Source organism: Mucilaginibacter straminoryzae, assembly GCF_022953055.1.
GTDB lineage: Bacteria > Bacteroidota > Bacteroidia > Sphingobacteriales > Sphingobacteriaceae > Mucilaginibacter > Mucilaginibacter straminoryzae.
Genome location: NZ_JALJEJ010000001.1, coordinates 731,891 through 753,084, shown reverse-complemented (window position 1 = coordinate 753,084; position 21,194 = coordinate 731,891). Strand labels below are relative to the sequence as shown.

The following is a 21,194-nucleotide window of genomic DNA, read 5'->3' as shown; positions in this document are numbered from 1 at the left end:
GTTATACCAGGTTGCAAAACTCTTCTGGACAGGCCCTTGCATAATTCTCAATCAACTGCATGGTATACTCATGCAATTCATAATACTTAGTATCCAAATCGTCAAACGGAGTTATCTCTTTGTACAGGGGTTCTATTTTATCAACTTTTACTTGTTTTTCAAACTTCGTTTGATTAGTTAAATACAAATGATCTGCGCGGTCAAGCAAATTCAACAAGTTATCATCGCCAATTAATTTAAGTCCGGTTTTAATAGCCTCTAAATATATCCGATACCCGTTGAAATAAAACTGAATAAATCCACCGTTTGTGACCTGACCGTCTAAATACCAAAAAAAATAAATGGCTTTTTGACCTGGTGACAATCTTTTGCTTAACAGCTTCTCATCCTCTTGATCATCTGCGATATTAATAGGCTCCAGTATTAACCAGCCAAAATCCCACAAATGATTATTTTCAAAATCTCGATTATCAATATCGGGCTTAATATGATTTTCCTTGTCAAAAATTTGGTATGAGTTCATTGTATGGATCGAATTCTAAATATAGGACTTTTGCACAACACCCTATTTCATCATTTGCCTGAAGGTAAGGTTCACCCTCGGCATTTTTACCTTTTTGCTTTTCGGCAAGGCGTGCAGCCAATATGTTTGTGTAGTGCCTTTCATTTCCAGCAGGCTCCCGTTCTGCAACATTAAAGATGTACCTTCTTTAGATAACCTGTGCTTTAACGCAAACTTTCTTTCAGCGCCAAAACTCATAGAGGCGATAGAACCGTCTTTCTTCAGCTCTTTTTCATCGTCGCTATGCCAGGCCATGCCTTCATCCCCATCGTGATATAAATTCAATAGGCAAGAATTATAAACGACGCCGGTCAATTCTTCGGCAATTGCCTTTAACTCCACCAAAGTCGCTGTCCAAGGTAAAGCATAGCGCGTAATATTCGAATAGCTGTAAGAAAAGCCTCCGTCTGCATACCAGGCTACTTTGCGTTTGGTAATGATATGCTTCCCGAAAATGACTGCCTCATCATTTCGCCATTCTATCTCGTTCAATAGTTTTTGCAGGTATACATCCGCCTGCCCACCATCCATAATACATCCGAAATAGCGCACCTCGCCATCATAGGGTAGCAAGTTTTCCGGTGTTGTATTTATAGCTTTTGTCTGTTCTTCCATTCCTGATATTCCTTATACATGCAATTTCTGCAGGGCCTGTAGCCATTCGCTTCGGCTTCTGTAACATCCTTAAAAAATACCCTGTTCATGTGCTTCATTTGCTTACCTGACGCGCATGTGAGCCTGCCGTAGATTTTTCCTGGCAAATAGCCCGCAAAGTTAATTTCGTTGCTTTTAATGAATCGATAGAGTTTTTTGCTGGTGCTGAATGAAGGCGGCCCTAACTCGCTATGCCGGATCACAAAACGATTGCTTTAGGGCTGAAACGTGCTGCTTCCCAACCCAGAATAGCACTTTTACGGTCGCTTCCCCAGTGGTAATCGCCGGTTTCGCCTGTCGAACGGATTACCCGGTGGCAAGGAATTAGATAAGCAACCGGGTTTTGCCCCACCGCCGTACCTACCGCGCGGTGTGCCAACGGATTCTCTATGGTATTAGCCAGCCGGGCATAAGTAGTAAGGTTGCCGGTAGGGATCTTCAGCAAGGCTTCCCACACCTTTAATTGAAATGGCGTTCCTTTCAGGTGCAGTTTAACCTGTTGCAATTGCGCCCAATCCCGGTTGAACAGGTACATCACATTCTGCTGGGCTTCATCCATCAACTCGCTGAAGGACGCATTAGGAAACTTTAGCTGAAGTTTGTTCAGCTCAGCTTGCGGATCGCCATCTGCAAAGCTGATATGGCATATGCCTTTGTGTGTAGAGGCGATAAACAGCTCGCCAAACAGACTGGGTTGAAAACTATAATTGATCTGCAACTGCTCGCCGCCGTTCTTGTACTCGCCCGGCGTCATTCCCTCAATGGTAACAAACAGATCGTGCAGCCGGCCCGTGCCGGATAACCCGGTCTCAAAAGCTGCTTCAGCCAAAGTAGCCTGTTGCTGAATCAATACATTTTTGGCGTGCTCTAAGCTGAGGTATTGCAGAAATTGCTTCGGGGTAACGCCTGCCCATTCTTTAAACATACGCTGAAAATGGAAAGGGCTAACACTTACGGCTTCAGCAACCTCGTCAAGCGAGGGCTGCCGCTTATAGTTCGCCTTTAAAAAACTGATTGCCTTGGCTATACGATGGTAATCTATTTCGGTTTGCGCGGTCATATCCTTTTGTTTTAACTGCTCAAAATTACCATCATACAAAGCCTGATGAAACCCGTTTCTTGCTAAATTAACTGTTTATCCTTTAACCTGAACTACACAAGTCGGCTTATGCTTAACCGGGAAGTTTACAGAGCGCGCGATAAAACATAGTTCGTTTGCTTTACGGTGCAGTTCTTCTGCCTTACCGACCATGCTTTCATCTGTCACGGTTACTACCGGTTGCAGCACTACTTCTGTGAACTGCCCGCCACCATCAGCAGTTTCTTCCATTTGTCCTTTAGCTTCGTCGCGGTAATCTACCACCACCACTCCGGCAACTGCGCATAAGTGCAGGTACCATAGCATATGGCAACTGGATAACGAAGCCAATAACATTTCTTCGGGATTATATCGTGTGGCATCACCACGAAAGGCCGGATCAGCAGAACCAAGCAACTGCTTTTCATGATCGCCCGATACCAGATAACTACGATCATAAGCCTGGTAGTTGCTGGTACCGCTACCACGGTTACCTGTCCAGGTGGTAGTTAAAGTGTAATGATGCTCGCCTTTCATAATTATGCGGTTACCAGGTTGCCGAACATCTGGGCGTGCCAGCTATTTTTAAAAGGTACTTCCCATTTGGCTTTCAATTCAGCCACGTTTTGTACCACGTTGTTAAACACAATAGTATCGAGGTTGATCTTACCCTGCTTAATCAGCTCTTCAAATACTGCGCGTGGTGCAGAAAGCACCTTGTCCCCCGCCTTATATGCCAGATTGAAGCGATCAAAAAGGTCAATACCGAACTGCTGCTCAATGTCTTTCAGGAAGCGTACCGACTTATCTATAGAACATCCGCTGGCACCTGCCTGGCTTTCATCAACCATTAAAATAATAAAACGGTTGTACCGGATTTCCGCACCCGCTTTTAATTGATGATTATGTGCTGTCCAGTTGTAACAAAAGTTGTCTAATTGTTGTTGTAGCTGAGAAACTTCCGCCTGGTTAAGCTCGCGGTCAGACTGGTAAATCCAAACTCTCGAATTTTCAGAAAATTGCATATGCAAAGGTATCAATTTATTAACTTCGGGTTGAAATGTGTTGTCATGCGAAAGTACATTATCTCCGCTTCCCGAAATCGCCTTCCTGTTGTGTTAATTGTCCTTGCCGCCACCTCTGCACTTTGCTTTAAAACCGCCATGACTGCCGAGCAATGGTACTGGTGGACCAACAAAACACTGGTGCAGGCTTACGATTCCTTTTCAGACCTGCGGTTGAAGAAATGGGAGATCAACCTGACCGACAATGGCTTTATACGCTTAAGGAAAACGTTCGCCAACGGCAAGCAGGAGTATTATTCTTTCCACCTGCATAAGTTTAAAGACCTGGACTATCTGGGGACCAGTAATAATGGAACCCTGCAAATTAAAGCCCTGGCTGATGACATTATTGTGCAAACCTATAATGATCCGCATGGTGATATTGACTCTATGGCGACTTCACTTTCTATCCACGTTAAAAACGTAGAGCCGGAGCAACTGGACAGCCTGCGCCAGGCCTTGCTATTTTTTAAAGATAAACCGTAACTATAACCCGTTTGCTTGTGCGGTAATTTCTGCAATATCCAGCACCTGTATTTCCTGTTCTTTTTCGTGGTGCTTTACGCCATCGCGCAGCATGGTCATGCAAAACGGACAGGCACTGGCTACAATCTGGGCTTTCGCTTCAATCGCATCCTCGATCCGTTCTACGTTGATCTCTTTCTTTCCGGGTTCGGGTTCCTTAAACATTTGCGCGCCACCTGCACCACAACATAAACCATTGCTGCGGCAACGTTTCATTTCTACCAGGTCGGCATCCAATACTTCCAGCGCGCTCCTCGGCGCTTCGTACACTTCATTTCCCCGACCGAGGTAGCAGGCATCGTGATAGGTGATCTTGCGGCCTTTAAACGGCTGCCCGTCCTGCGGTTTCAGCTTACCTTCATCAATTAACTGCTGGATCAGCTGCGTATGGTGGATCACCTCGTAATTACCACCCAGCGACGGATACTCATTCTTCAGGGTATTGAAACAGTGCGGACATCCTGTTACGATCTTCTTTACCTCGTAGGCATTCAACAACTCGATATTGGTCATGGCCTGCATCTGGAACAAAAATTCGTTCCCGGCCCGTTTCGCAGGATCACCGGTACAGCTTTCCTCGGTTCCCAAAACGGCATAGCTGATCCCTACGTGCTGTAAGATTTTACAGATGCTTCGGGTGATCCGTTGCGCACGTTCGTCAAAACTACCCGCACAACCTACCCAGAATAACAGCTCGGGCACTTTACCTGCAGCCACCATTGCTGCCATGGTAGGGACCTCGATAGCCTCTCCCCGTCCCTCTCCGGAGGAGAGGGAGTTATTTGCGGATTTCGAATTTTCGATTTCGGATTTATTTAGATTCTGATCTTCCATTTTTTGTCTCATTTACTCATTTGCACATCTACGCATTTTCTCATCTGCACATCTACACATCTTCTCATCTGCACATCTACGCATTTACTCATTTGCACATCTTCTCATTTGCACATCTACACATTTGCACATCTACACATCTGCACATCTTCTCATCTGCACATCTACGCATTTTCTCATCTGCACATCACTTCGCCCAATTAAACCTATCCGCATTGCTATACTTCCAGGGAGCGCCGTTGTTTTCTACGTTACCGAACATATTGTTCAGGCTGCCCGGCGCAGTGGATTCTTCCATGACGATGTACCTGCGCATTTCCATAATAATACTCAGCGGATCGATATTCACCGGGCACGCCTCTGTGCAGGCATTGCACGTGGTACAGGCCCATAATTCTTCGCGACTGATGTAGCTATCCAGCAGCGCTTTCCCGTCGTCGTGATCCTTACCATGCTGGTCGATGTTCTTTCCTACCTCAGTCAGCCGGTCGCGGGTATCCATCATGATCTTTCTTGGCGAAAGCAGCTTACCGGTCTGGTTGGCCGGGCAAACGCTGGTGCAGCGGCCGCATTCGGTACAGGTGTAGGCGTCCATCAGGTTCTTCCAGGTCAGGTCGGTCACGTCCTTGGCGCCAAACCTGCCGGACTGGGTTTCTGGCACGAAAGAAGGATCGAGCATGGCTTTAACTTCTGCAGTGACGGAAGCCATATTGTTAAACTCGGCCTTGGGCTGTAACTTCGAATACCAGGTATTGGGGAAAGCTATAATGATATGGAAATGCTTGGAATAGGGCAGGTAATTCAAAAAAGCCAGGATGCCTAAAATATGGAACCACCAGCAGGCCCTTTCGATGATCACCAATGATCCTGTACCAGCAGGTAACAGTGGTGCAATCAGCGAACTTACCGGGAAACTTCCTGCGGTAATGTAATGCCCATAGTGTAATGCCTGCAATTTGTAGTCAGCAGCATTCATGAGCAGGAAGGCCGACATCAGCAGGATCTCGGTGGTGAGGATATAATTGGCGTCCGACTTTGGCCAGGCCGTCATCTCCACCCCGCTGAAGCGTTTTAACTTCAGCGCATTCCTTCGAATGAGGAATACGGCACAGGCCAGCCAAACCAGTAAGGCCAGCACCTCGAAGCTGCCGATCAGCAAGCCGTACAAGCCGCCCAGCACTGAAGCAAACACCCGGTGTGAACCGAACAAGCCGTCGATCAGGATCTCGATTACCTCGATATTGATAATGACAAAGCCGACATAAACCAAAATATGGAGCACAGCAGCTACCGGTCGCTTGGTCATTTTACTTTGCCCTAAAGCTACCCTGGCCATCACGGCCCAGCGTTCGGCTGGACGGTCGCTACGGTCGATAGCTCTTCCCAGCAAGATATTCCGCCTGATCTTACGGACGTTCTGCGTAAAAAAAGCGACAGCTGCAGCAAATAGTACAAGAAAAATGAGTTGTGAAATCATTATGCATGCATAGTAAATTAAAGCCTAAATTATATAATTGAGCTTATTTGCCAAATGTTTTAAACTAATAGTACAGATAAACAGTGCGTTACGATTTTTTTGAAAAAAAAATTTTGTAGAACCGAAAAACAAGTTACTTTTGCAGTCCCAAACGGAACGGTGCCATAGCTCAGTTGGTAGAGCAAAGGACTGAAAATCCTTGTGTCGCTGGTTCGATTCCAGCTGGCACCACCAGAAAATCAGGCTTTTAGATGAAAAATCTAAAAGCCTTTTTTCTTTTGGTACAACAATCAACAACCCACCATAACCAAGGTTCACTCCACCCCTTCTGCCACTTCATGAAACCAATGTCGGTATATCTGTAATAGCATAAACTTCAAGCAAATTCTTTCATAAAAGCTCGAAGTGCCCTTGTAGTGTTTATCTTTGTGCCCAATGATCAATGTTAATAACATTTCGGTTTCTTTTGGCGGAACCACACTATTCAGCGATGTAACCTTCTCTATTAACGAGAACGATAAAATAGCCTTGATGGGTAAGAATGGTGCAGGGAAATCCACCATTCTTAAAATCATTGCAGGTGTGGCCAAGCCTACAACCGGGAATGTAACCGGCCCTAAAGAAGCGGTAATTGCTTACCTGCCACAGCATTTATTAACGGAAGACAAGGTTACTGTTTTTGAAGAAACCATGAAAGCTTTTGCAGAGGCCGGGCAGATGCAAAAGGAACTGGATGAACTGAACGAACAGCTAAATATCCGCACTGATTACGAGAGTGACGATTACATGAAGCTCATTGAAAGGGTATCGGAATTGAGCGAGAAAGTCTACAGTGTTGAAGATACCAATTATGACGCTGAGGCGGAGAAAGTACTTAAAGGCCTGGGCTTTGAACGTGCGGACTTCAACAGGCTGACTTCAGAATTCTCTGGCGGTTGGCGCATGCGGATCGAGCTGGCCAAGATCTTATTGAAAAAGCCCGACCTGATTCTGCTGGACGAGCCGACCAACCACATGGATATTGAAAGTATCCAATGGCTGGAAGATTTCCTGGTCAATTCTGCCAATGCGGTGATGGTGATCTCGCACGACCGCGCCTTTGTAGACAATATTACCAACCGGACCATCGAGGTGACCATGGGCCGGATATATGATTACAAAGCCAAGTACAGCCATTACCTGCAATTGCGTGCCGAGCGCCGCCAGCACCAGTTAAAGGCTTACGAGGAACAGCAGCGCTTTATTGCCGACAACCAAGAGTTTATAGATCGTTTTAAGGGAACCTATTCCAAAACCTTACAGGTACAATCGCGGGTAAAAATGCTGGAAAAGCTGGAAGTGATCGAAATCGACGAAGTGGATACCTCGGCTTTAAGGTTGAAATTCCCACCCTCTCCGAGATCTGGTCAGTACCCTGTTATGGTAGAAGATCTTAGCAAAAGTTACGGCGACCATGTTGTTTTCAAAAACGCATCAATGGTGATTGAACGTGGCGAAAAGGTGGCTTTTGTGGGTAAGAACGGCGAAGGTAAATCTACCATGATCAAGGCGATCATGAACGAAATTGATTTCGAAGGCAGCTTAAAGATCGGCCATAACGCCAAAATAGGGTACTTCGCACAAAACCAGGCCGCGCTGCTGGATGAGAGCCTGACGGTATTCGACACCATCGACCAAATCCCCTTAACAGATGGTACCCTGAAGATCCGCGATCTGCTGGGCGCATTTATGTTCAGCGGCGATGATACCACGAAAAAAGTAAAGGTACTTTCTGGCGGAGAGAAAACGCGCCTGGCCATGATTAAGCTATTATTAGAACCCGTGAACCTGCTGATCCTGGATGAGCCGACCAACCATCTGGACATGAAAACCAAAGACATTATTAAGGATGCGCTGAGGGACTTCGATGGAACTTTGATACTGGTTTCCCACGACCGTGATTTCCTGGACGGACTGGTTACCAAGGTTTTTGAGTTCGGCAATAAACGGGTTCGGGAACACTTTGAAGATATCAAAGGCTTTTTGGCTTACAAAAAAATGGACAGCCTGAAGGAGATAGAGCAAAGTTAACTACGGAAAGCATTGTTGTATTGCCACAGAAGCATTAAACCTATAGAAGTACCAAAGAGATACTAATAAAAACAATTTTCATTTCAAGACATTTGTCCTTATATTAGTAGACATATGGCAGCCCAAATAAAACAACGCAAGTTAGATGTAAACAGCATCCTTAAAGCTGAGGATAATGCAACTGCCGTGCTTAAGTTTTTGTATGGCAGCCAATGGACCGAAACGGCGCTTAAGAGTGCCAGTGGTTACGATATTATTGATACTATTCGTTTAGGCTTACCTAAAGCTGGTGTCGATACCTTTTTGGAAAAAACGAGTGTGGACCGGGAAAAGTTGTCGCAAGTGCTCCATATCAGTACAAGGCAGTTGAACAGGTATAAGCCAGAGCAACGCCTTTCACCGGAGCAATCTAACTTTCTGTACGAAGTTACACGTATTTACACCCGTGCATTAGACATTTTGGGCGACAAGGCTACAGCAGAGCACTGGTTAGAAAGAGCGCAATTGGCATTAGGTAACCATACACCTTTACAACTATTAGATACTACAGAGGGCGTCCGGCTGGTAGATGATCTGCTTTCGCAGATTGAATACGGTTTCTATTCATGAAGCTTTACCGTATTGCCAGAGAAAAGTATGCAGATGACCTTAGCGGTCGCGGCGGCTTATTAACTACGGCACGCTGGCACAACCATTTACCTGTACTTTATACTTCCACACAATCCTCTACATGTATTTTAGAAAAACTGGTTCATTTGGAAACCGGTGAAATACACCATGATCTGCAAATGATTGAAATGACCATTCCCGATTCGGTCACCAACCTCTTCGTCGATCCGCAAGACCTGCCGCAAAATTGGAACACCTACCCTGGCCCGAGGGCACTTGCTAAGATCGGAAATGCCTGGCTAACTGCTAAAAGCTCGTTGTTGCTTTACGTTCCCAGCGTTGTCGACCCGTTTTCACAAAACGTATTGATCAACCCCTTACATGAAGAAGCCCGGGAGTTAAAGATTGAATCCATTACACCGTTCAGGTTTGATGAACGGTTGTACAAACTGTAACGCTTCTGGTCGGAAGCTCATAAGAATAGCTCACATAGCCGATAATTTCGAAACTAAGAAATGAAAGGTAATTAAAAACCCCGCAGGCTTGCTATGCAAAGCTCTGCGGGGGAAGCAACCGCTACGTTACAGCTCTTTATCTCCAATCAACTTTGCGTCGCGGGTATTCTTTTGTACGGCAATGGCAGAAAACATACTTAAGCAGAAGGCCATGGCGTAAAAACCTTTCTCACTTCTGGCAATGTCTGCATTCCATAGCCCGATAGTTAGTAATACCATTGATGCGATGGTGGCAAACCAGCTCAGGCCGTAGTAAAGGTCGGTAACCACCAATCCTTCGGCCCGGTCCCTCACACTCTTTTGCACGGAGATGACGGCAAAAAGGCCAAATAATAGAATAGTGAAATAATAGCCTTTTTCGTTCAGCTGCATACTGGCGTTCCATAAACCAATGCAATAAGCTACCGTCCCGGTTAACAAGGCAAACCAGGATGCACCGATAAAGGCAGCAGTGGGTTTGAAAAGATTTCTTCCGTTTTGTGCTTGTTTTACAAATGTTGAATTTTCTTCTGTTTTGTGTTGTAGCGGTTCCATGTTGTTTTTGTTTTAATGATTAATATGGAAGCAAATGTGCATGGTAAACCACGCCTGCAAAAGTTAGATTCTACAAATTACTGACGATATATTTCTTTAATTTTAGTGTTTTAGAATATTATATCAGCATGACCGATTCCCTTTCAGAATTAATTAAACTTCTTACAGAAGAGGACAAGAAGAACTTCAGGCAGTTTTTACAGCAAAAAAACAAGCGGGCAGACGTCAAGAATTTGCAGCTACTTCATTTAATAGAAACTGACGATATCAATGGCATAAATAAGCTATATCATACAGAAAAAAATAAGGATGCCTACCACGCCTTACGCAAAAGGCTTCAGGACAGCCTGTTGTTATTTTTATCACAGAAAACGTTTGAAAGCAATCAGTCCGAAACGTATGACGCGCTACGATTGGTAGTTGTAGGTCGCTTTTTGTTAGAAAACGATGTGGTGAAGGTGGGTTTCAAATGTTTGGATAAAGCAGAACGGCTGGCAGAACATTTAGAACAGTTTAACCTATTGAATGAACTTCTGCTGTTAAAACTGCAATATGCTCACTTGCCCGAAGCAGAAGATTTTGAGGCTTTAACCACACGCTTCCAACGCAATCAGTCGGATATGCAACACGAGGCCAAACTCAACCTGGCCTACGCTTTTTTGAGGCAGGAACTGCAACAGATCCATCTGAAAGGAAAGGTTGTTAAGCTGAACACGCTGATGCTGGCTACGATCAGGAAATACAAAATTTCCGTGCAGGACCTGATGACGTACAAGTCTGTTTACCAAATTCTTTTTATCGCCAATGAATATGCCGCTATTCAACACAATTACGGGCTGATAGAACGTTACATTGATCGTACGAACCGATTTATACAAAGGCAGACTAACCAAAAGCGCACTTACCTCTTTTACCATATTTCCATTTTATACTTCCTGGCGAACTTCCATTTACGCAGAAGGGATTTCGAGAAAAGTAAATCGTTGTTGAAAGAGATGATGGAGCTGATGCTGTCAGACAACCGCTACTACAACGTGTTTTATTTGCGGTATCAGTTACTCTCTGCACTTAACCTTTTCTTTACCGGTTTTGCTGATCAAGCCATGGCATTGTTACGCGAAGCAATTGCTGTTTCCAAACCCTCATCCAAACCTGAAGATATCGAGGATATCAAAATATGCCTCGCTATGTTCTTAGCTCTTTGCGATAATCGCGAAAGTCTGAAGCAGTTGACGCTATTAACCCGCACCGACGCCTGGTACGAGAAAAAAATGGGCATGCTTTGGACCATCCGCAAAAACCTGATGGAAATTTTGGTACAGGCACAGTTTAATAATATAGAACTTGCCATGTCTCGGCTAGCCAGCTTTCGACGGAGGTACAAAAAGTATTTGCTTAAAACTTCGGAAGAACGAGTACTGGTGTTTCTAAGCCTGGTTGAAAGATACCTGATAAAACCTGATGTGGTTTTTGCCCCGGCTTATCAAAAGAAGGTTTTGGCCTTGCAAAACGCTTTAGACAATGAAGACATTTTCATCCTAAGCTTCATCAGCTGGTTAATTGCACGGTGGAAGAAAAAGCCTGCATATGAGGTGGTGCTTAAAGCTGTACGGCAAGATAACTTACCCCTAAATAGCGTTTCAGCTACTTGAATTCATAATCATCTACAATCGTTATCTATTTTTATTTGGATTTATTCTAAATAGTGGCTTTCTTTGTGCTGTTTAAACGCTGCCTATGTAACAATTACTCCAAATAATGAAGCCGGTGATCCGTCGCCAAACATCACACCGGCTTAATGTTAACAGATCCTTCAACCCATTAAACATTTGAACAAACTTATGAATTCTTTACTATGCGGTAAGAAATTTTACTTCTCTTTTCTTTTTCTCTTCTTTTCTTTACACGTTCTTGCCCAAACCGGCACAATTAAAGGTACCGTTAGCACATCTGACGGCAAACCTGCTGAATTTGTAACCATCACCCTAAAGGGTACTACCCGCGGCACCTCAGTTAACGCAAAAGGAATTTATCAGCTATCGCATATCCCTGCCGGAACCTATACGCTGGTGGCACAACTTATCGGCCTCTCGTCGCAAAGCAAAACCATTACACTTGCGGCCGGGGAAACATTAGTTGCCGATTTTATACTGACAGAAAACAATGAGCAGTTACAGGAGGTGATCGTCAGCAGCAACGCCGGAAAACGCATCAACAAAAAAAGCGAATATGTAGCCCGGATGCCGCTGAGCAACCTTGAAAATCCGCAGGCTTATTCCAGCATCAGCAAAGAACTGATGCAGGATCAACTGGTTGTAGATTATCGTAATGCACTCTACAATTCGGCTGGTGCAATACCAGCCATGAGCCCTGCCGGTTCGGCCTACGTCTATCTGCGCGGTTTTACGGTATCTACTAGCGTTCGTAACGGAATGGCCCAACAAGCATGGACAGCCGTAGACCCGGTAAACATCGAACGTGCCGAGGTAATCAAAGGCCCGTCGGGTACGCTATTTGGTTCCACCATTACCTCTTTTGGCGGTTTGGTTAATCAGGTCACTAAAAAACCTTTTGATACTTTTAAAGGCGAGGTTTCTACAGTGCTGGGCAGTTATGATCTTAGCCGCATCACGGCAGATATCAACACCCCGTTAAACCAGGATAAGACCGTGCTGATGCGCCTTAACACGGCTTATCACAACGAAGGCAGTTTCCAGAACGTAGGCCATAACCGTACTTTCACCTTTGCACCAAGCCTCGCCTACCAGGTAGATGAGCGCTTGAACCTGCTGTTTGATGCAGAGATCTATAACCAGAATAAAACACAAAACCCTTATCCCACCTTTCCGGCAGGATTATTTACCAGTCTGTCACAAATCCCGCTGAATTACAAAACCAGTTTTGGAGGCGAAAATATCGATGCACAGCTCAGCGCACGTAACCTGCATGCACAGGCAGATTATAAAATAAGTAGTTCTTGGAAATCAACTACGCAGGTGGCTTACAGCAATAATCATGTAGAACGCAGCCTGCAGGTGTACCCGCTATTTACCGCGGTAAACAAAGTAACCAGACGCGTTACCGACTTTGGCCCCCGCGATTTTAACTCGATAGAGCTACAGCAAAATTTTAACGGCGACTTTAAAATCGGGCAGTTTCGCAACCGCTTACTGGCAGGTATCGATGTTTACACTTATCATGGCCGTCAAAGTTACACGCCCGTTCAACTGGTGTATGACCAAATCGACGACATCAGCAAACCCTTCCCGGTCATGAGCCTGCAAAAGCTGGATGCCATTGCCGGCACAGCTAATTATGCGATTGTGGATGCGCGGCAGGACATCTATAGCGCTTATGCTTCAGACGTATTTAACATTACCGACAGGCTGAACGCTATGGCCAGCTTACGGGTAGACCGGTTTAACAACAAACCGACGTACACCAATGGCGTCGCTGGTTCTAATAATTACAATCAAACGGCATTTTCGCCCAAGTTCGGCCTGGTTTACCAATTGGTAAAAGACCAGTTAAGCCTGTTTAGCAACTACATGAATGGCTTTCAGAATGTGGGCCCCGTAAGCCAGCCAGACGGAACTGTCTCTGTATTTAAACCACGCCAGGCCAACCAGTTAGAAGGCGGATTAAAAGCCGAAGTATTTGATCACCGTTTGTCTGCCACAGTAAGCTACTATGATATTAAAGTAAGCAATGCGACCTATACCCGCGTGATCAATAACCAAAACTTCACGGTACAAGACGGTACCCAGCGCAGTAAAGGTTATGAAATTGAAGTATTAGCCAATCCAGTTTCCGGGCTTAATATTGTGGCTGGTTACGGGCACAATGAAAATAAAATCACGCAATCCACTGCTGCGCTGGTGGGCAAACTGGCGCCTTCTGCACCGCAAAACGTCGCTAACTTCTGGTTAAGCTACAAGTTCAATCAATTTATTAAAAATGTGGGTGTAGGCGTAGGCGGTAATTATGTAGACCGTTCGTGGTTTGATGCGTCAAACACATTGGAGATCCCATCTTATACCATCTTCAATGCCACCATATTTTATGATACGCCCAAATGGCGCCTTGGCCTGAAGGGTAATAACCTGGGCAACAAGCGGTATTGGGATGGCTGGGCCTCTTACCAGATGCTGCGCCAGTATTTAGCTTCGGTAACCTTTAAATTTTAATAATGGAAGGGCAAAAGCATTCAAAAAAATCCGCCTTCCGCAAAATAGCAGAATGGCTGCACCTATGGCTGGGGCTGTTATCAGGTATAGTAGTGTTTATCGTTTGCTTCACCGGTGGTTTGTGGGTGTTCCGTTACGAGATCGGGGCCATCACAGAGAAGCATCAATTTGTGGTGCCTCAACAAAAATCCTTCTTACCGCCATCGGTACTGGTGAACAAGGCACAGGCTTATTTTACCGTTAAGGGCACCGACAGTGCAAAACTAACCGGTATTATCTATGGCAAAAAGGACAGGTCTGCACAACTGAATTTCAGCTTTGGTAAAAAGGGAATAGCCTATCTGTATATGAACCCTTATGACGGACGACTTATTTTAGATAAACGCAAGCCGGATGCCTATGAGATGGCCATGCTGCTGATAAGGGCCGGGCACCGCTTTTTATGGCTACCGCAAAAAATAGGCAGCCCTATTGTTGGTTCCGCCTGCCTCATCTTTCTGATCATTATTATCACCGGGCTCGTCTGGTGGTATCCGCAGAAATGGACAAAAAGAACAGTAAAGAAAAGCTTTACCCTGAAGCGGCGCGCCGGTTGGAAAAGGCTGAATATTGATCTTCATAACGTCTTCGGATTTTATGCATCCATTCTGCTGCTATTTCTTACCATAACCGGTATCTATTATACTTTCGGATGGTTTCGCCATGGCATGTACCGCACGCTAACCGGTAAGGTAGCCGTAGAATTGAAAGAAGAAGATCCATTGTCGGACACTACCGTAACCCCAAAACCGGCAACAACCATTGCACTGGATCATATCTGGAAATACGTCACACACAGGCACGCTGATTTCGGACGCATTTACTTTCATGCACCGCAACTTCCGAAAGATACTTATCAAACAATGGTATTTTTTGGAGACGGCACCATCTTCTACAATAAGGAAACCTATTTCCACGACCAGGCAACCCTGAAATCTTTGCCTTATGTTGACCCGAACGATAAACCATACGCCGAAATATCAGCAGGCGAAAGGGCATACCGCATGAATTTCGATATCCATACCGGCCAGATACTTGGCTTGCCTACCAAAATACTCGCCTTTCTTGCCTGCATGGTCGGTGCCAGCCTTCCCGTTACCGGAACCATCATCTGGTACAACCGTAAATGGGGTAAGAAGAAACGTCCCTCAAAAGTCAATCTGGTTAACTGTTGAGCATTTATATGTGTAAGGAAAAGCAGAATCCAGATATTATTTGTAATTAGTCTAAATAAATACTTTCTTTGCGGCAAAGATTAACCGCCTGATCAATGAAAACACTTTTATTAAAATTTTCCGTTCCTCTCTTTTTAGTTTTACTTTCTTCCAGCTTATTGGCGCAAAACACAGCAACATTACGCGGCCGTGTTACCAGCCCGGATAATAAGCCAATCGAATATATCAGCGTTGCCCTGCAAGGCACTGGTAAAGGCGCTATTACAGATCTTCGCGGTAACTATGAAATTAAGCAGATCCAACCAGGCACATACCTGGTGGTTGTAAGTGGTGTTGGTTATAAAAAAGTAAGTCAGCACATCACCCTCACTAATGGCCATCTTACCGAACTGAATTTCAACCTGACCGAAGACGAAACACAACTGCAATCTGTCGAGATCACCGGCCGTAAAGAGCGCACCTATAAAACCAAGGCTACTTTTATCGGCAATAAAACACAAACTGATATTATGGATCTACCGCAGTCGGTTTCTTATGCCAGCAAAGAACTGATGGCAGATCAGGGCGTTGTCCGTACAGGCGATGTAGTGAAGAACTTCAGCGGCGTAAGCCAGTTTACTTTTTATGACGACCTTACCATCCGCGGTTTTCGCGTAAATGGACAAAGCAACACACAATTACTTAACGGGCTGCGTACCAGCACCGGTTTTTGGAAACAGCCTTTAACCAATTACCTGGAGCGGCTTGAAGTTTTAAAGGGCCCGGCGTCGGCTTTATATGGCAACGCCAGCCCTGGCGGGGTAGTAAACCGTGTGACCAAAAAACCGCTTGACGAAAGCAGAAAATCGGTTAGCATTTCTTTGGGTAGTTTTAATACCTTCCGCGGACTGGCAGATTTTACCGGCCCTGCAACTAAAGACAGCACCCTACTCTACCGCCTTAACCTGGGCTATGAAGATGCTAATTCTTTCCGCGACCTGCAATTTGATAAGAATGTGGTTATTGCACCATCGCTGTCATTTATCCCCGATGAAAAAACCCGCATCAATTTTGACCTGGTTTACAACAGTTCCCGTAGCCGGTTAGACCGCGGACAGTCTGTTATCGGTAATGATCTGAATTCTACGCCCATTACCTTAGCCTTAAGTACGCCTAATGATAAACTTAACGAAAACACCTATATGGTTACTTTTTCGGTAAGCCGCCAACTGACCGAGAAACTGAATTTCAGCGCGTCATATCTGAAAACAGGCTACAATGAAGACCTTTATGAACATCGCAGTGCAAACGCCTACGCGGTTGACGGTGCAGGTAAGGTTATCCCTAACCTGGTTGCAATGCAGATATTTACTCGCCAGCGCAAACGCTACATCGACAACTTTTCCGGCTTTTTAAACTATAATGAAAAAACTGGTCCGCTTGAACATAAACTGGTTGCCGGGTATGATTATGGCAGCGAAAAAACACCTGTCGGCGCATCGCAGCTAACCGCCTCGGGTTACCGTAACGCCACTAACACCGGTTTCATCGCCTCATATAACCCAACCAACAAAGCCAATTATTTATTAGATAAGAACGGTAACCCGGTTCCTAACGTACCAAGCTTTGACCTGAACAATATCCGTGCTTCACAGCAACTTCAGGACGATAGCAAAGCATTCTACAGTGTGGCAAGTATTGCACCAGCCTATTACTATCTAAACGCGGGCTATGCGCAAGACCAGCTGAAATGGAACAAGCTACAGGTGCTGCTCGGTGTGCGTTATGAGTACTATACAGATTTTAGCAATTACGCCGCCACCAATGAAGTAAAAACGCACTCACATGCCTGGCTGCCACGCTTAGGTGCAGTATATTCTATCCTAAATAATCTTAATGTTTACGGTTCTTATGTAACGGGCTATAATCCGCAAAGTGCAGCCACGCTGGCTAACCCGAACGCCGGTGGACCATTCGATCCGTTAAAAAGCAAAATGGTGGAGTTCGGTGCAAAAGGCAATTTCCTGAATGACCGTATTGGCATTACAACCGCTGTTTATCGGATAGAGCAAAACAACGTGCTTTATAACGCAGGTGTTGCTTCCCAGCCAGACTTGCTACGGCAAGTTGGTGGTGTGTTGTCAAAAGGGATCGAATTTGATGTGACCGGCCGCCTGACACCCTACTGGAGCCTGATTGCTTCTTATGCTTATAACCGGTCTTACATTTCTGAAAGCCCGGTGGCAGCAGAAGTGGGCACACAAAACCCCAACGCTCCCCGCAACCTTGCCAATATCTGGACGCGTTATAACTTCAGCAAAGGCCTGCTTGAAGGCCTCGGGATAGGTGCAGGAGCAAATTATGCAGGCAAGCGTAACCTGTCCATCAATTTAACACAAACCGTTCCGGAGTACTTATTGGTAAACGCTGCGGTATATTATACCGTAGGCAAAATTCAGCTGCAGTTTAACGCCAATAACATTACCGGTAAAAAATACTGGGTTGGCGGGTATGATTATATACGCCTGTTCCCCGGAGCACCATCTAATTACTTGGCTACGTTAACTTATACTTTCAACTGATATGATACGGAAGCGTCTTAAAGCGGTAGCAGCCTGGCTGCACTTATGGATTGGTTTGGTAACGGGCGTAATCGTAGTAATTGTTTCCGTTAGCGGTTGTATACTTGTTTTCGAAGATGAACTGTTTGATCTTTTTCACAAAGATCTGGTGTACGTTAATAAAACCGGCCCTGCAAGGCCGGTTTCCGAATTACTTAAAAATGTAAAAAAAGTAACCGGCCCCAAAAAAGATATAACGGATATCCGGATCAATGCGGATGATAAGAGTTACATTTTCACTGCCTCTAAAGTAAACAAGCATAATGACATCAACTTAAGCTACTTCAGCCAGTTTAAATATCGCGACGAGGTTTATGTGAATCCTTATACAGGGAAGGTGCTGGGCGTTATCGATACCCGTTACGAATTTTTCAATGTGACAGAACAGCTTCACCGGCAGCTGTTACTGGTGAAACCCGTGGGAAGTGTGGTTATCGGCTGCTGCATTTTGCTCTTTCTGGTGATGCTGATCACCGGCTTTATCCTATGGCTGCCAAAAAACATCAGGCAACTAAAAAAGAGCCTGTCTGTTAAATGGAGTGCGAAATGGAAACGGGTAAATTATGATCTGCATAACAGCTTCGGCTTTTATGTATTGCCCGTTGCGATCATTATTGCCGTAACCGGACTAACCTGGTCTTTCAAATGGTGGGAGAAAGGTATTTACAAAGCCTTGGGTTCATCTAAACCTGTGATATTGGTGCGTAATGCCCCAACCATTTCAACCCCTGATAGCACCGGCGACCATTTGGATGAAATTGTTTATCAGCTAAAATCCCGGTTGAACGGCAATTATCATACTATCGGGCTAAATCTGCCTAAAAAGAACAGCAAGGCGATCATGGCTTTTGTTTATATCAAAAAACCGACAGACGGATGGCGCAATATCAGCTATTACTATTTCGACGCACGGACAGGTAAACAATTTGATCAGCTTGAACATGCCAGCAACCCATTAGGTTTAAAATGGCGAAACTCGAATAAAGACATTCACACCGGACGAATTTACGGCTTGCCCACGCAGATCCTGGCGTTCCTGGCCAGTTTGATCTGCGCCTCCCTACCCATTACCGGTTTTCTGATCTGGTGGGGAAAACGAAACAAGAAAAGTAAAAAGACGCGAGGAAAATATGCAGCGCATCTAATCCCTGATCGTGTAGAGATATAAAAGAAAATGGGGCTAAGCAATGTGTCTGATCTTTAATCAAACAGATGGTTCTTAAAGAAAAAATAACATAAACATCTCTTAATAGCTGCTTACAAAACCTGGCTTTTCAGACATGATATAATTAAACTTCACGGTTACCTCTTTGCTCTGATTATTCAACTCTGCAACGTGCAGGGGTATGTTCAGACTGCAATTATAGGCGGAAAGCATTTCTTCCCCGTAAACCTTTATATCAGTAAATAAATCCAGCCGATGGTGGGTTTCAGAAGCAGGAACATTAATAATAACCGGCTCCGGGAGTTTAAATTCGCGGCACGCCTGGTATACTGTACCGGCTTTTATTCTTTTGGGTTGATAGTCTTCAAGAAAAAACGAGTTTTTCTCTTCTTCCCATCTTGTCAGTACGGCATCAATCGTTATTTCTTCCGGAATGAAAATCGCATGAGGAGCCATCTGCGGAATCAGATTGTTCATAATGGCCAGTTGGGGCTCCTTCCTCAAAGCATTCAGCATGGTTTCAGAGATCACGATATCTATCTTGCTCCCTTGGGGAAACCTATAGGTTGTGGCATCGGTACAAATATATTCGCGTACGTAATCGGCTAAATCCAACGTATCGAATAGCGTGCGGGCGGCATCTAATGAGGCCTCATTAATATCAAGCAGTGTGAACTGCAACTGCTGCGACGTAAAAAGCGATGTAAACGGTGTGAGCAAGGTGGCATACGGACCGCAACCGGCATAAAAAATATGGACAGGCTCGCCGCTACCTTTTTCTAACAATTGGTCAATGGCTGCATAAATACCCCTTAAAAACCGACGGGTGCGCTCCAGTTCCTTAAGGCAATGTGCGGCCTTGATAGTTGAAACGGCAGTACCCGTTGGCAGTTCGATGTCCTTATCTGTAATATCCCCGGCTTCAACCCCGGTAGCTTTCGCAAATACCTTATGAAGTTGTTCAACGGCATTTTTGATGTGCAAATAATTATCATCAGATAACAGGGTACGGGTAGCTGAAGCAATGGCTTCTTGTGATGGTTTAAGATTTGGTGTCATTGGTTTATAAGGTGGAAGTCCAATATAGCAAACACAACCAGTTCTGAAATAAAAAACTTAAATCCATTCACCCTAAACAATCACTAAACATTTAGGCCGTATTGTTAGTTGCTGCTAATAATACGTTATTTGGCTATTATGAGTAATATGAAAGCAGGATGGGTAGGCTTAGGTAATATGGGTACCCCTATCGTTAAAAATTTATTAAAGGCAGGTTTTGAAGTGCAGGTTTACAACCGCACCCGCGAGAAAGAGCAAGGAGCTGTAGAAGCAGGAGCGCTATCGGCTAGTTCTTTAGCTGAGCTGGTTAAAGCCTGCGATATCATTGGCGTAATGGTTTCTGACGATGAAGCTGTAAAAGAAATTTTTAACGATCCGGAAGGTTTACTTGCAGCAAACGCTGCAGGTAAGTTATTTATTAACGTAAGCACCGTTTCCCCTGCTACGTCAAAACTTATTGGCGAACGTTGTTCTGCAGCCGATGCTTCTTTTATAGATGCCCCGGTTTCTGGCAGTGTTAGACCCGCGCAAGACGGCACCCTGATTATCATGGCTGGCGGCGAAACTACAGACATAGAAAAAGCTAAACCTTTTTTTGACGCCTACAGTAAACTGACCATTCATACCGGCGACGTTGGTTCTGGCAGTGCGGCTAAACTGGCTATCAACTATTACCTGGGTGTCTGCCTTCAAGGCCTGGCGGAAACTGTAGTCTTCGCACGTGAAAACGGCATCAGTACAGAAGATATGCTAACCATCATAAACGAAGGTGCGCTGAGCAATGGCATTACAAAAATGAAATCACCGGCGATATTAAAGGGAGAATATCCGGCTGCTTTTGCATTGAAACATTTAACCAAAGACCTGCGCCTGGCTACAGAACAAGGTATCCGGTCGCCATTAGCTGCGCCGTTGTATCAAACCTTCAGGCAGGCGATGGACGCAGGTTTAGGCGATGAAGACGTGATGGCTATCATCAAATATCTCGAAGCGCAATAAGCATTAATCGACTTTCAGGGCAGCGGCCCAACCTTTCCGGTAGTTTTG

Annotated in this window: 20 protein-coding genes and 1 tRNA gene; 11 read left to right on the top strand and 10 right to left on the bottom strand. The window is 45.0% G+C overall.

The features are described 5' to 3' along the window. Window position 1: 1 nt before the first annotated feature. From MUY27_RS03280 to MUY27_RS03255, 6 genes are all read right to left on the bottom strand, one after another. Window positions 2-523 carry a DMP19 family protein gene (locus MUY27_RS03280; protein ID WP_245128542.1) on the bottom strand — a complete coding sequence of 174 codons (522 nt, stop codon included), beginning with the start codon at window positions 521-523 and terminating at the stop codon, window positions 2-4. Between the two features lie 42 nt (window positions 524-565). Then, window positions 566-1,177: an alpha-ketoglutarate-dependent dioxygenase AlkB family protein gene (locus MUY27_RS03275; RefSeq protein WP_245128541.1), complete on the bottom strand. Its 612-nt coding sequence runs from the start codon at window positions 1,175-1,177 to the stop codon at window positions 566-568. Then, window positions 1,153-1,419 carry an Ada metal-binding domain-containing protein gene (locus MUY27_RS20660; protein ID WP_338042644.1) on the bottom strand — a complete coding sequence of 89 codons (267 nt, stop codon included), beginning with the start codon at window positions 1,417-1,419 and terminating at the stop codon, window positions 1,153-1,155. The genes MUY27_RS03275 and MUY27_RS20660 overlap by 25 nt, the downstream gene beginning before the upstream one ends. After that, window positions 1,416-2,276, bottom strand: a complete 861-nt coding sequence (locus MUY27_RS03265) for a bifunctional transcriptional activator/DNA repair enzyme AdaA (RefSeq protein ID WP_245128539.1) — start codon at window positions 2,274-2,276, stop codon at window positions 1,416-1,418. Before MUY27_RS03265 ends, MUY27_RS20660 begins: the two co-directional genes overlap by 4 nt. A 75-nt stretch (window positions 2,277-2,351) precedes the next feature. Further along, window positions 2,352-2,831: an OsmC family protein gene (locus tag MUY27_RS03260; protein WP_245128538.1), complete on the bottom strand. Its 480-nt coding sequence runs from the start codon at window positions 2,829-2,831 to the stop codon at window positions 2,352-2,354. A 2-nt stretch (window positions 2,832-2,833) separates the two neighbouring features. Next, entirely contained in the window at window positions 2,834-3,319 is a 486-nt protein-coding gene (locus MUY27_RS03255) for an ABC transporter ATPase (RefSeq protein ID WP_245128537.1), read from the bottom strand. Between the two features lie 90 nt (window positions 3,320-3,409). Here MUY27_RS03255 and MUY27_RS03250 point away from each other — a divergent pair, with 90 nt between their 5' ends. Beyond that, a complete protein-coding gene (locus MUY27_RS03250) occupies window positions 3,410-3,844 on the top strand; it encodes a hypothetical protein (RefSeq protein WP_245128536.1) in 435 nt (144 codons plus the stop codon). Here the strand turns inward: MUY27_RS03250 and MUY27_RS03245 are convergent, their stop codons facing one another. Both MUY27_RS03245 and MUY27_RS03240 read right to left on the bottom strand, forming a co-directional pair. Further along, entirely contained in the window at window positions 3,845-4,612 is a 768-nt protein-coding gene (locus tag MUY27_RS03245; protein ID WP_245128644.1) for a (Fe-S)-binding protein, read from the bottom strand. It lies immediately after the preceding gene. Between the two features lie 292 nt (window positions 4,613-4,904). Further along, window positions 4,905-6,194 (bottom strand): 4Fe-4S dicluster domain-containing protein, encoded by a 1,290-nt coding sequence (locus MUY27_RS03240; RefSeq protein ID WP_245128535.1) that lies wholly within the window; start codon window positions 6,192-6,194, stop codon window positions 4,905-4,907. A 158-nt stretch (window positions 6,195-6,352) separates the two neighbouring features. Here MUY27_RS03240 and MUY27_RS03235 point away from each other — a divergent pair. The 4 genes from MUY27_RS03235 to MUY27_RS03220 all read left to right on the top strand — a co-directional run bounded on the left by MUY27_RS03235 (window position 6,353) and on the right by MUY27_RS03220 (window position 9,328). After that, window positions 6,353-6,428 (top strand) — tRNA-Phe (locus MUY27_RS03235). A 201-nt stretch (window positions 6,429-6,629) separates the two neighbouring features. Beyond that, window positions 6,630-8,264 carry an ABC-F family ATP-binding cassette domain-containing protein gene (locus MUY27_RS03230; RefSeq protein ID WP_245128534.1) on the top strand — a complete coding sequence of 545 codons (1,635 nt, stop codon included), beginning with the start codon at window positions 6,630-6,632 and terminating at the stop codon, window positions 8,262-8,264. Window positions 8,265-8,378: 114 nt separating this feature from the next. Then, a complete protein-coding gene (parS, locus tag MUY27_RS03225) occupies window positions 8,379-8,873 on the top strand; it encodes a type II RES/Xre toxin-antitoxin system antitoxin (RefSeq protein ID WP_245128533.1) in 495 nt (164 codons plus the stop codon). Beyond that, complete coding sequence (locus MUY27_RS03220) at window positions 8,870-9,328, top strand: RES family NAD+ phosphorylase (protein ID WP_245128532.1); 459 nt, start codon at window positions 8,870-8,872, stop codon at window positions 9,326-9,328. Before parS ends, MUY27_RS03220 begins: the two co-directional genes overlap by 4 nt. Window positions 9,329-9,454: 126 nt before the next feature. Here MUY27_RS03220 and yiaA read toward each other — a convergent pair whose 3' ends face one another. Next, entirely contained in the window at window positions 9,455-9,922 is a 468-nt protein-coding gene (gene yiaA, locus MUY27_RS03215) for an inner membrane protein YiaA (RefSeq protein ID WP_245128531.1), read from the bottom strand. 128 nt (window positions 9,923-10,050) lie between these two features. Here yiaA and MUY27_RS03210 point away from each other — a divergent pair, with 128 nt between their 5' ends. From MUY27_RS03210 to MUY27_RS03190, 5 genes are all read left to right on the top strand, one after another. Further along, window positions 10,051-11,574, top strand: coding sequence for a hypothetical protein (locus MUY27_RS03210; protein WP_245128530.1), 1,524 nt, complete (start codon window positions 10,051-10,053; stop codon window positions 11,572-11,574). Window positions 11,575-11,763: 189 nt separating this feature from the next. Continuing rightward, entirely contained in the window at window positions 11,764-14,109 is a 2,346-nt protein-coding gene (locus tag MUY27_RS03205; protein ID WP_245128529.1) for a TonB-dependent receptor, read from the top strand. A gap of 2 nt (window positions 14,110-14,111) precedes the next feature. Further along, on the top strand, window positions 14,112-15,323 hold the full coding sequence (locus tag MUY27_RS03200; protein WP_245128528.1) for a PepSY-associated TM helix domain-containing protein: 1,212 nt from the start codon (window positions 14,112-14,114) through the stop codon (window positions 15,321-15,323). A 95-nt stretch (window positions 15,324-15,418) separates the two neighbouring features. Further along, on the top strand, window positions 15,419-17,884 hold the full coding sequence (locus MUY27_RS03195) for a TonB-dependent receptor (protein ID WP_245128527.1): 2,466 nt from the start codon (window positions 15,419-15,421) through the stop codon (window positions 17,882-17,884). 1 nt (window position 17,885) lies between these two features. Continuing rightward, window positions 17,886-19,091 (top strand): PepSY-associated TM helix domain-containing protein, encoded by a 1,206-nt coding sequence (locus MUY27_RS03190; protein WP_245128526.1) that lies wholly within the window; start codon window positions 17,886-17,888, stop codon window positions 19,089-19,091. Window positions 19,092-19,169: 78 nt separating this feature from the next. Here MUY27_RS03190 and MUY27_RS03185 read toward each other — a convergent pair whose 3' ends face one another. Beyond that, complete coding sequence (locus MUY27_RS03185; RefSeq protein ID WP_245128525.1) at window positions 19,170-20,147, bottom strand: SAM-dependent methyltransferase; 978 nt, start codon at window positions 20,145-20,147, stop codon at window positions 19,170-19,172. Between the two features lie 138 nt (window positions 20,148-20,285). Here MUY27_RS03185 and MUY27_RS03180 point away from each other — a divergent pair, with 138 nt between their 5' ends. Continuing rightward, window positions 20,286-21,146, top strand: a complete 861-nt coding sequence (locus tag MUY27_RS03180) for an NAD(P)-dependent oxidoreductase (RefSeq protein ID WP_245128524.1) — start codon at window positions 20,286-20,288, stop codon at window positions 21,144-21,146. Window positions 21,147-21,194 lie beyond the last annotated feature (48 nt).

Coding starts and splice junctions, on each gene's coding strand:
- MUY27_RS03280 (WP_245128542.1), bottom strand. CDS start 523: ATGAACTCATACCAAATTTTTGACAAGGAAAATCATATTAAGCCCGAT.
- MUY27_RS03200 (WP_245128528.1), top strand. CDS start 14,112: ATGGAAGGGCAAAAGCATTCAAAAAAATCCGCCTTCCGCAAAATAGCA.
- MUY27_RS03255 (WP_245128537.1), bottom strand. CDS start 3,319: ATGCAATTTTCTGAAAATTCGAGAGTTTGGATTTACCAGTCTGACCGC.
- yiaA (WP_245128531.1), bottom strand. CDS start 9,922: ATGGAACCGCTACAACACAAAACAGAAGAAAATTCAACATTTGTAAAA.
- MUY27_RS03245 (WP_245128644.1), bottom strand. CDS start 4,612: ATGGCAGCAATGGTGGCTGCAGGTAAAGTGCCCGAGCTGTTATTCTGG.
- MUY27_RS03210 (WP_245128530.1), top strand. CDS start 10,051: ATGACCGATTCCCTTTCAGAATTAATTAAACTTCTTACAGAAGAGGAC.
- MUY27_RS03275 (WP_245128541.1), bottom strand. CDS start 1,177: ATGGAAGAACAGACAAAAGCTATAAATACAACACCGGAAAACTTGCTA.
- MUY27_RS03240 (WP_245128535.1), bottom strand. CDS start 6,194: ATGATTTCACAACTCATTTTTCTTGTACTATTTGCTGCAGCTGTCGCT.
- MUY27_RS03220 (WP_245128532.1), top strand. CDS start 8,870: ATGAAGCTTTACCGTATTGCCAGAGAAAAGTATGCAGATGACCTTAGC.
- MUY27_RS03205 (WP_245128529.1), top strand. CDS start 11,764: ATGAATTCTTTACTATGCGGTAAGAAATTTTACTTCTCTTTTCTTTTT.
- MUY27_RS03260 (WP_245128538.1), bottom strand. CDS start 2,831: ATGAAAGGCGAGCATCATTACACTTTAACTACCACCTGGACAGGTAAC.
- MUY27_RS03190 (WP_245128526.1), top strand. CDS start 17,886: ATGATACGGAAGCGTCTTAAAGCGGTAGCAGCCTGGCTGCACTTATGG.
- MUY27_RS03180 (WP_245128524.1), top strand. CDS start 20,286: ATGAGTAATATGAAAGCAGGATGGGTAGGCTTAGGTAATATGGGTACC.
- MUY27_RS03195 (WP_245128527.1), top strand. CDS start 15,419: ATGAAAACACTTTTATTAAAATTTTCCGTTCCTCTCTTTTTAGTTTTA.
- MUY27_RS03265 (WP_245128539.1), bottom strand. CDS start 2,276: ATGACCGCGCAAACCGAAATAGATTACCATCGTATAGCCAAGGCAATC.
- MUY27_RS03230 (WP_245128534.1), top strand. CDS start 6,630: ATGATCAATGTTAATAACATTTCGGTTTCTTTTGGCGGAACCACACTA.
- parS (WP_245128533.1), top strand. CDS start 8,379: ATGGCAGCCCAAATAAAACAACGCAAGTTAGATGTAAACAGCATCCTT.
- MUY27_RS03185 (WP_245128525.1), bottom strand. CDS start 20,147: ATGACACCAAATCTTAAACCATCACAAGAAGCCATTGCTTCAGCTACC.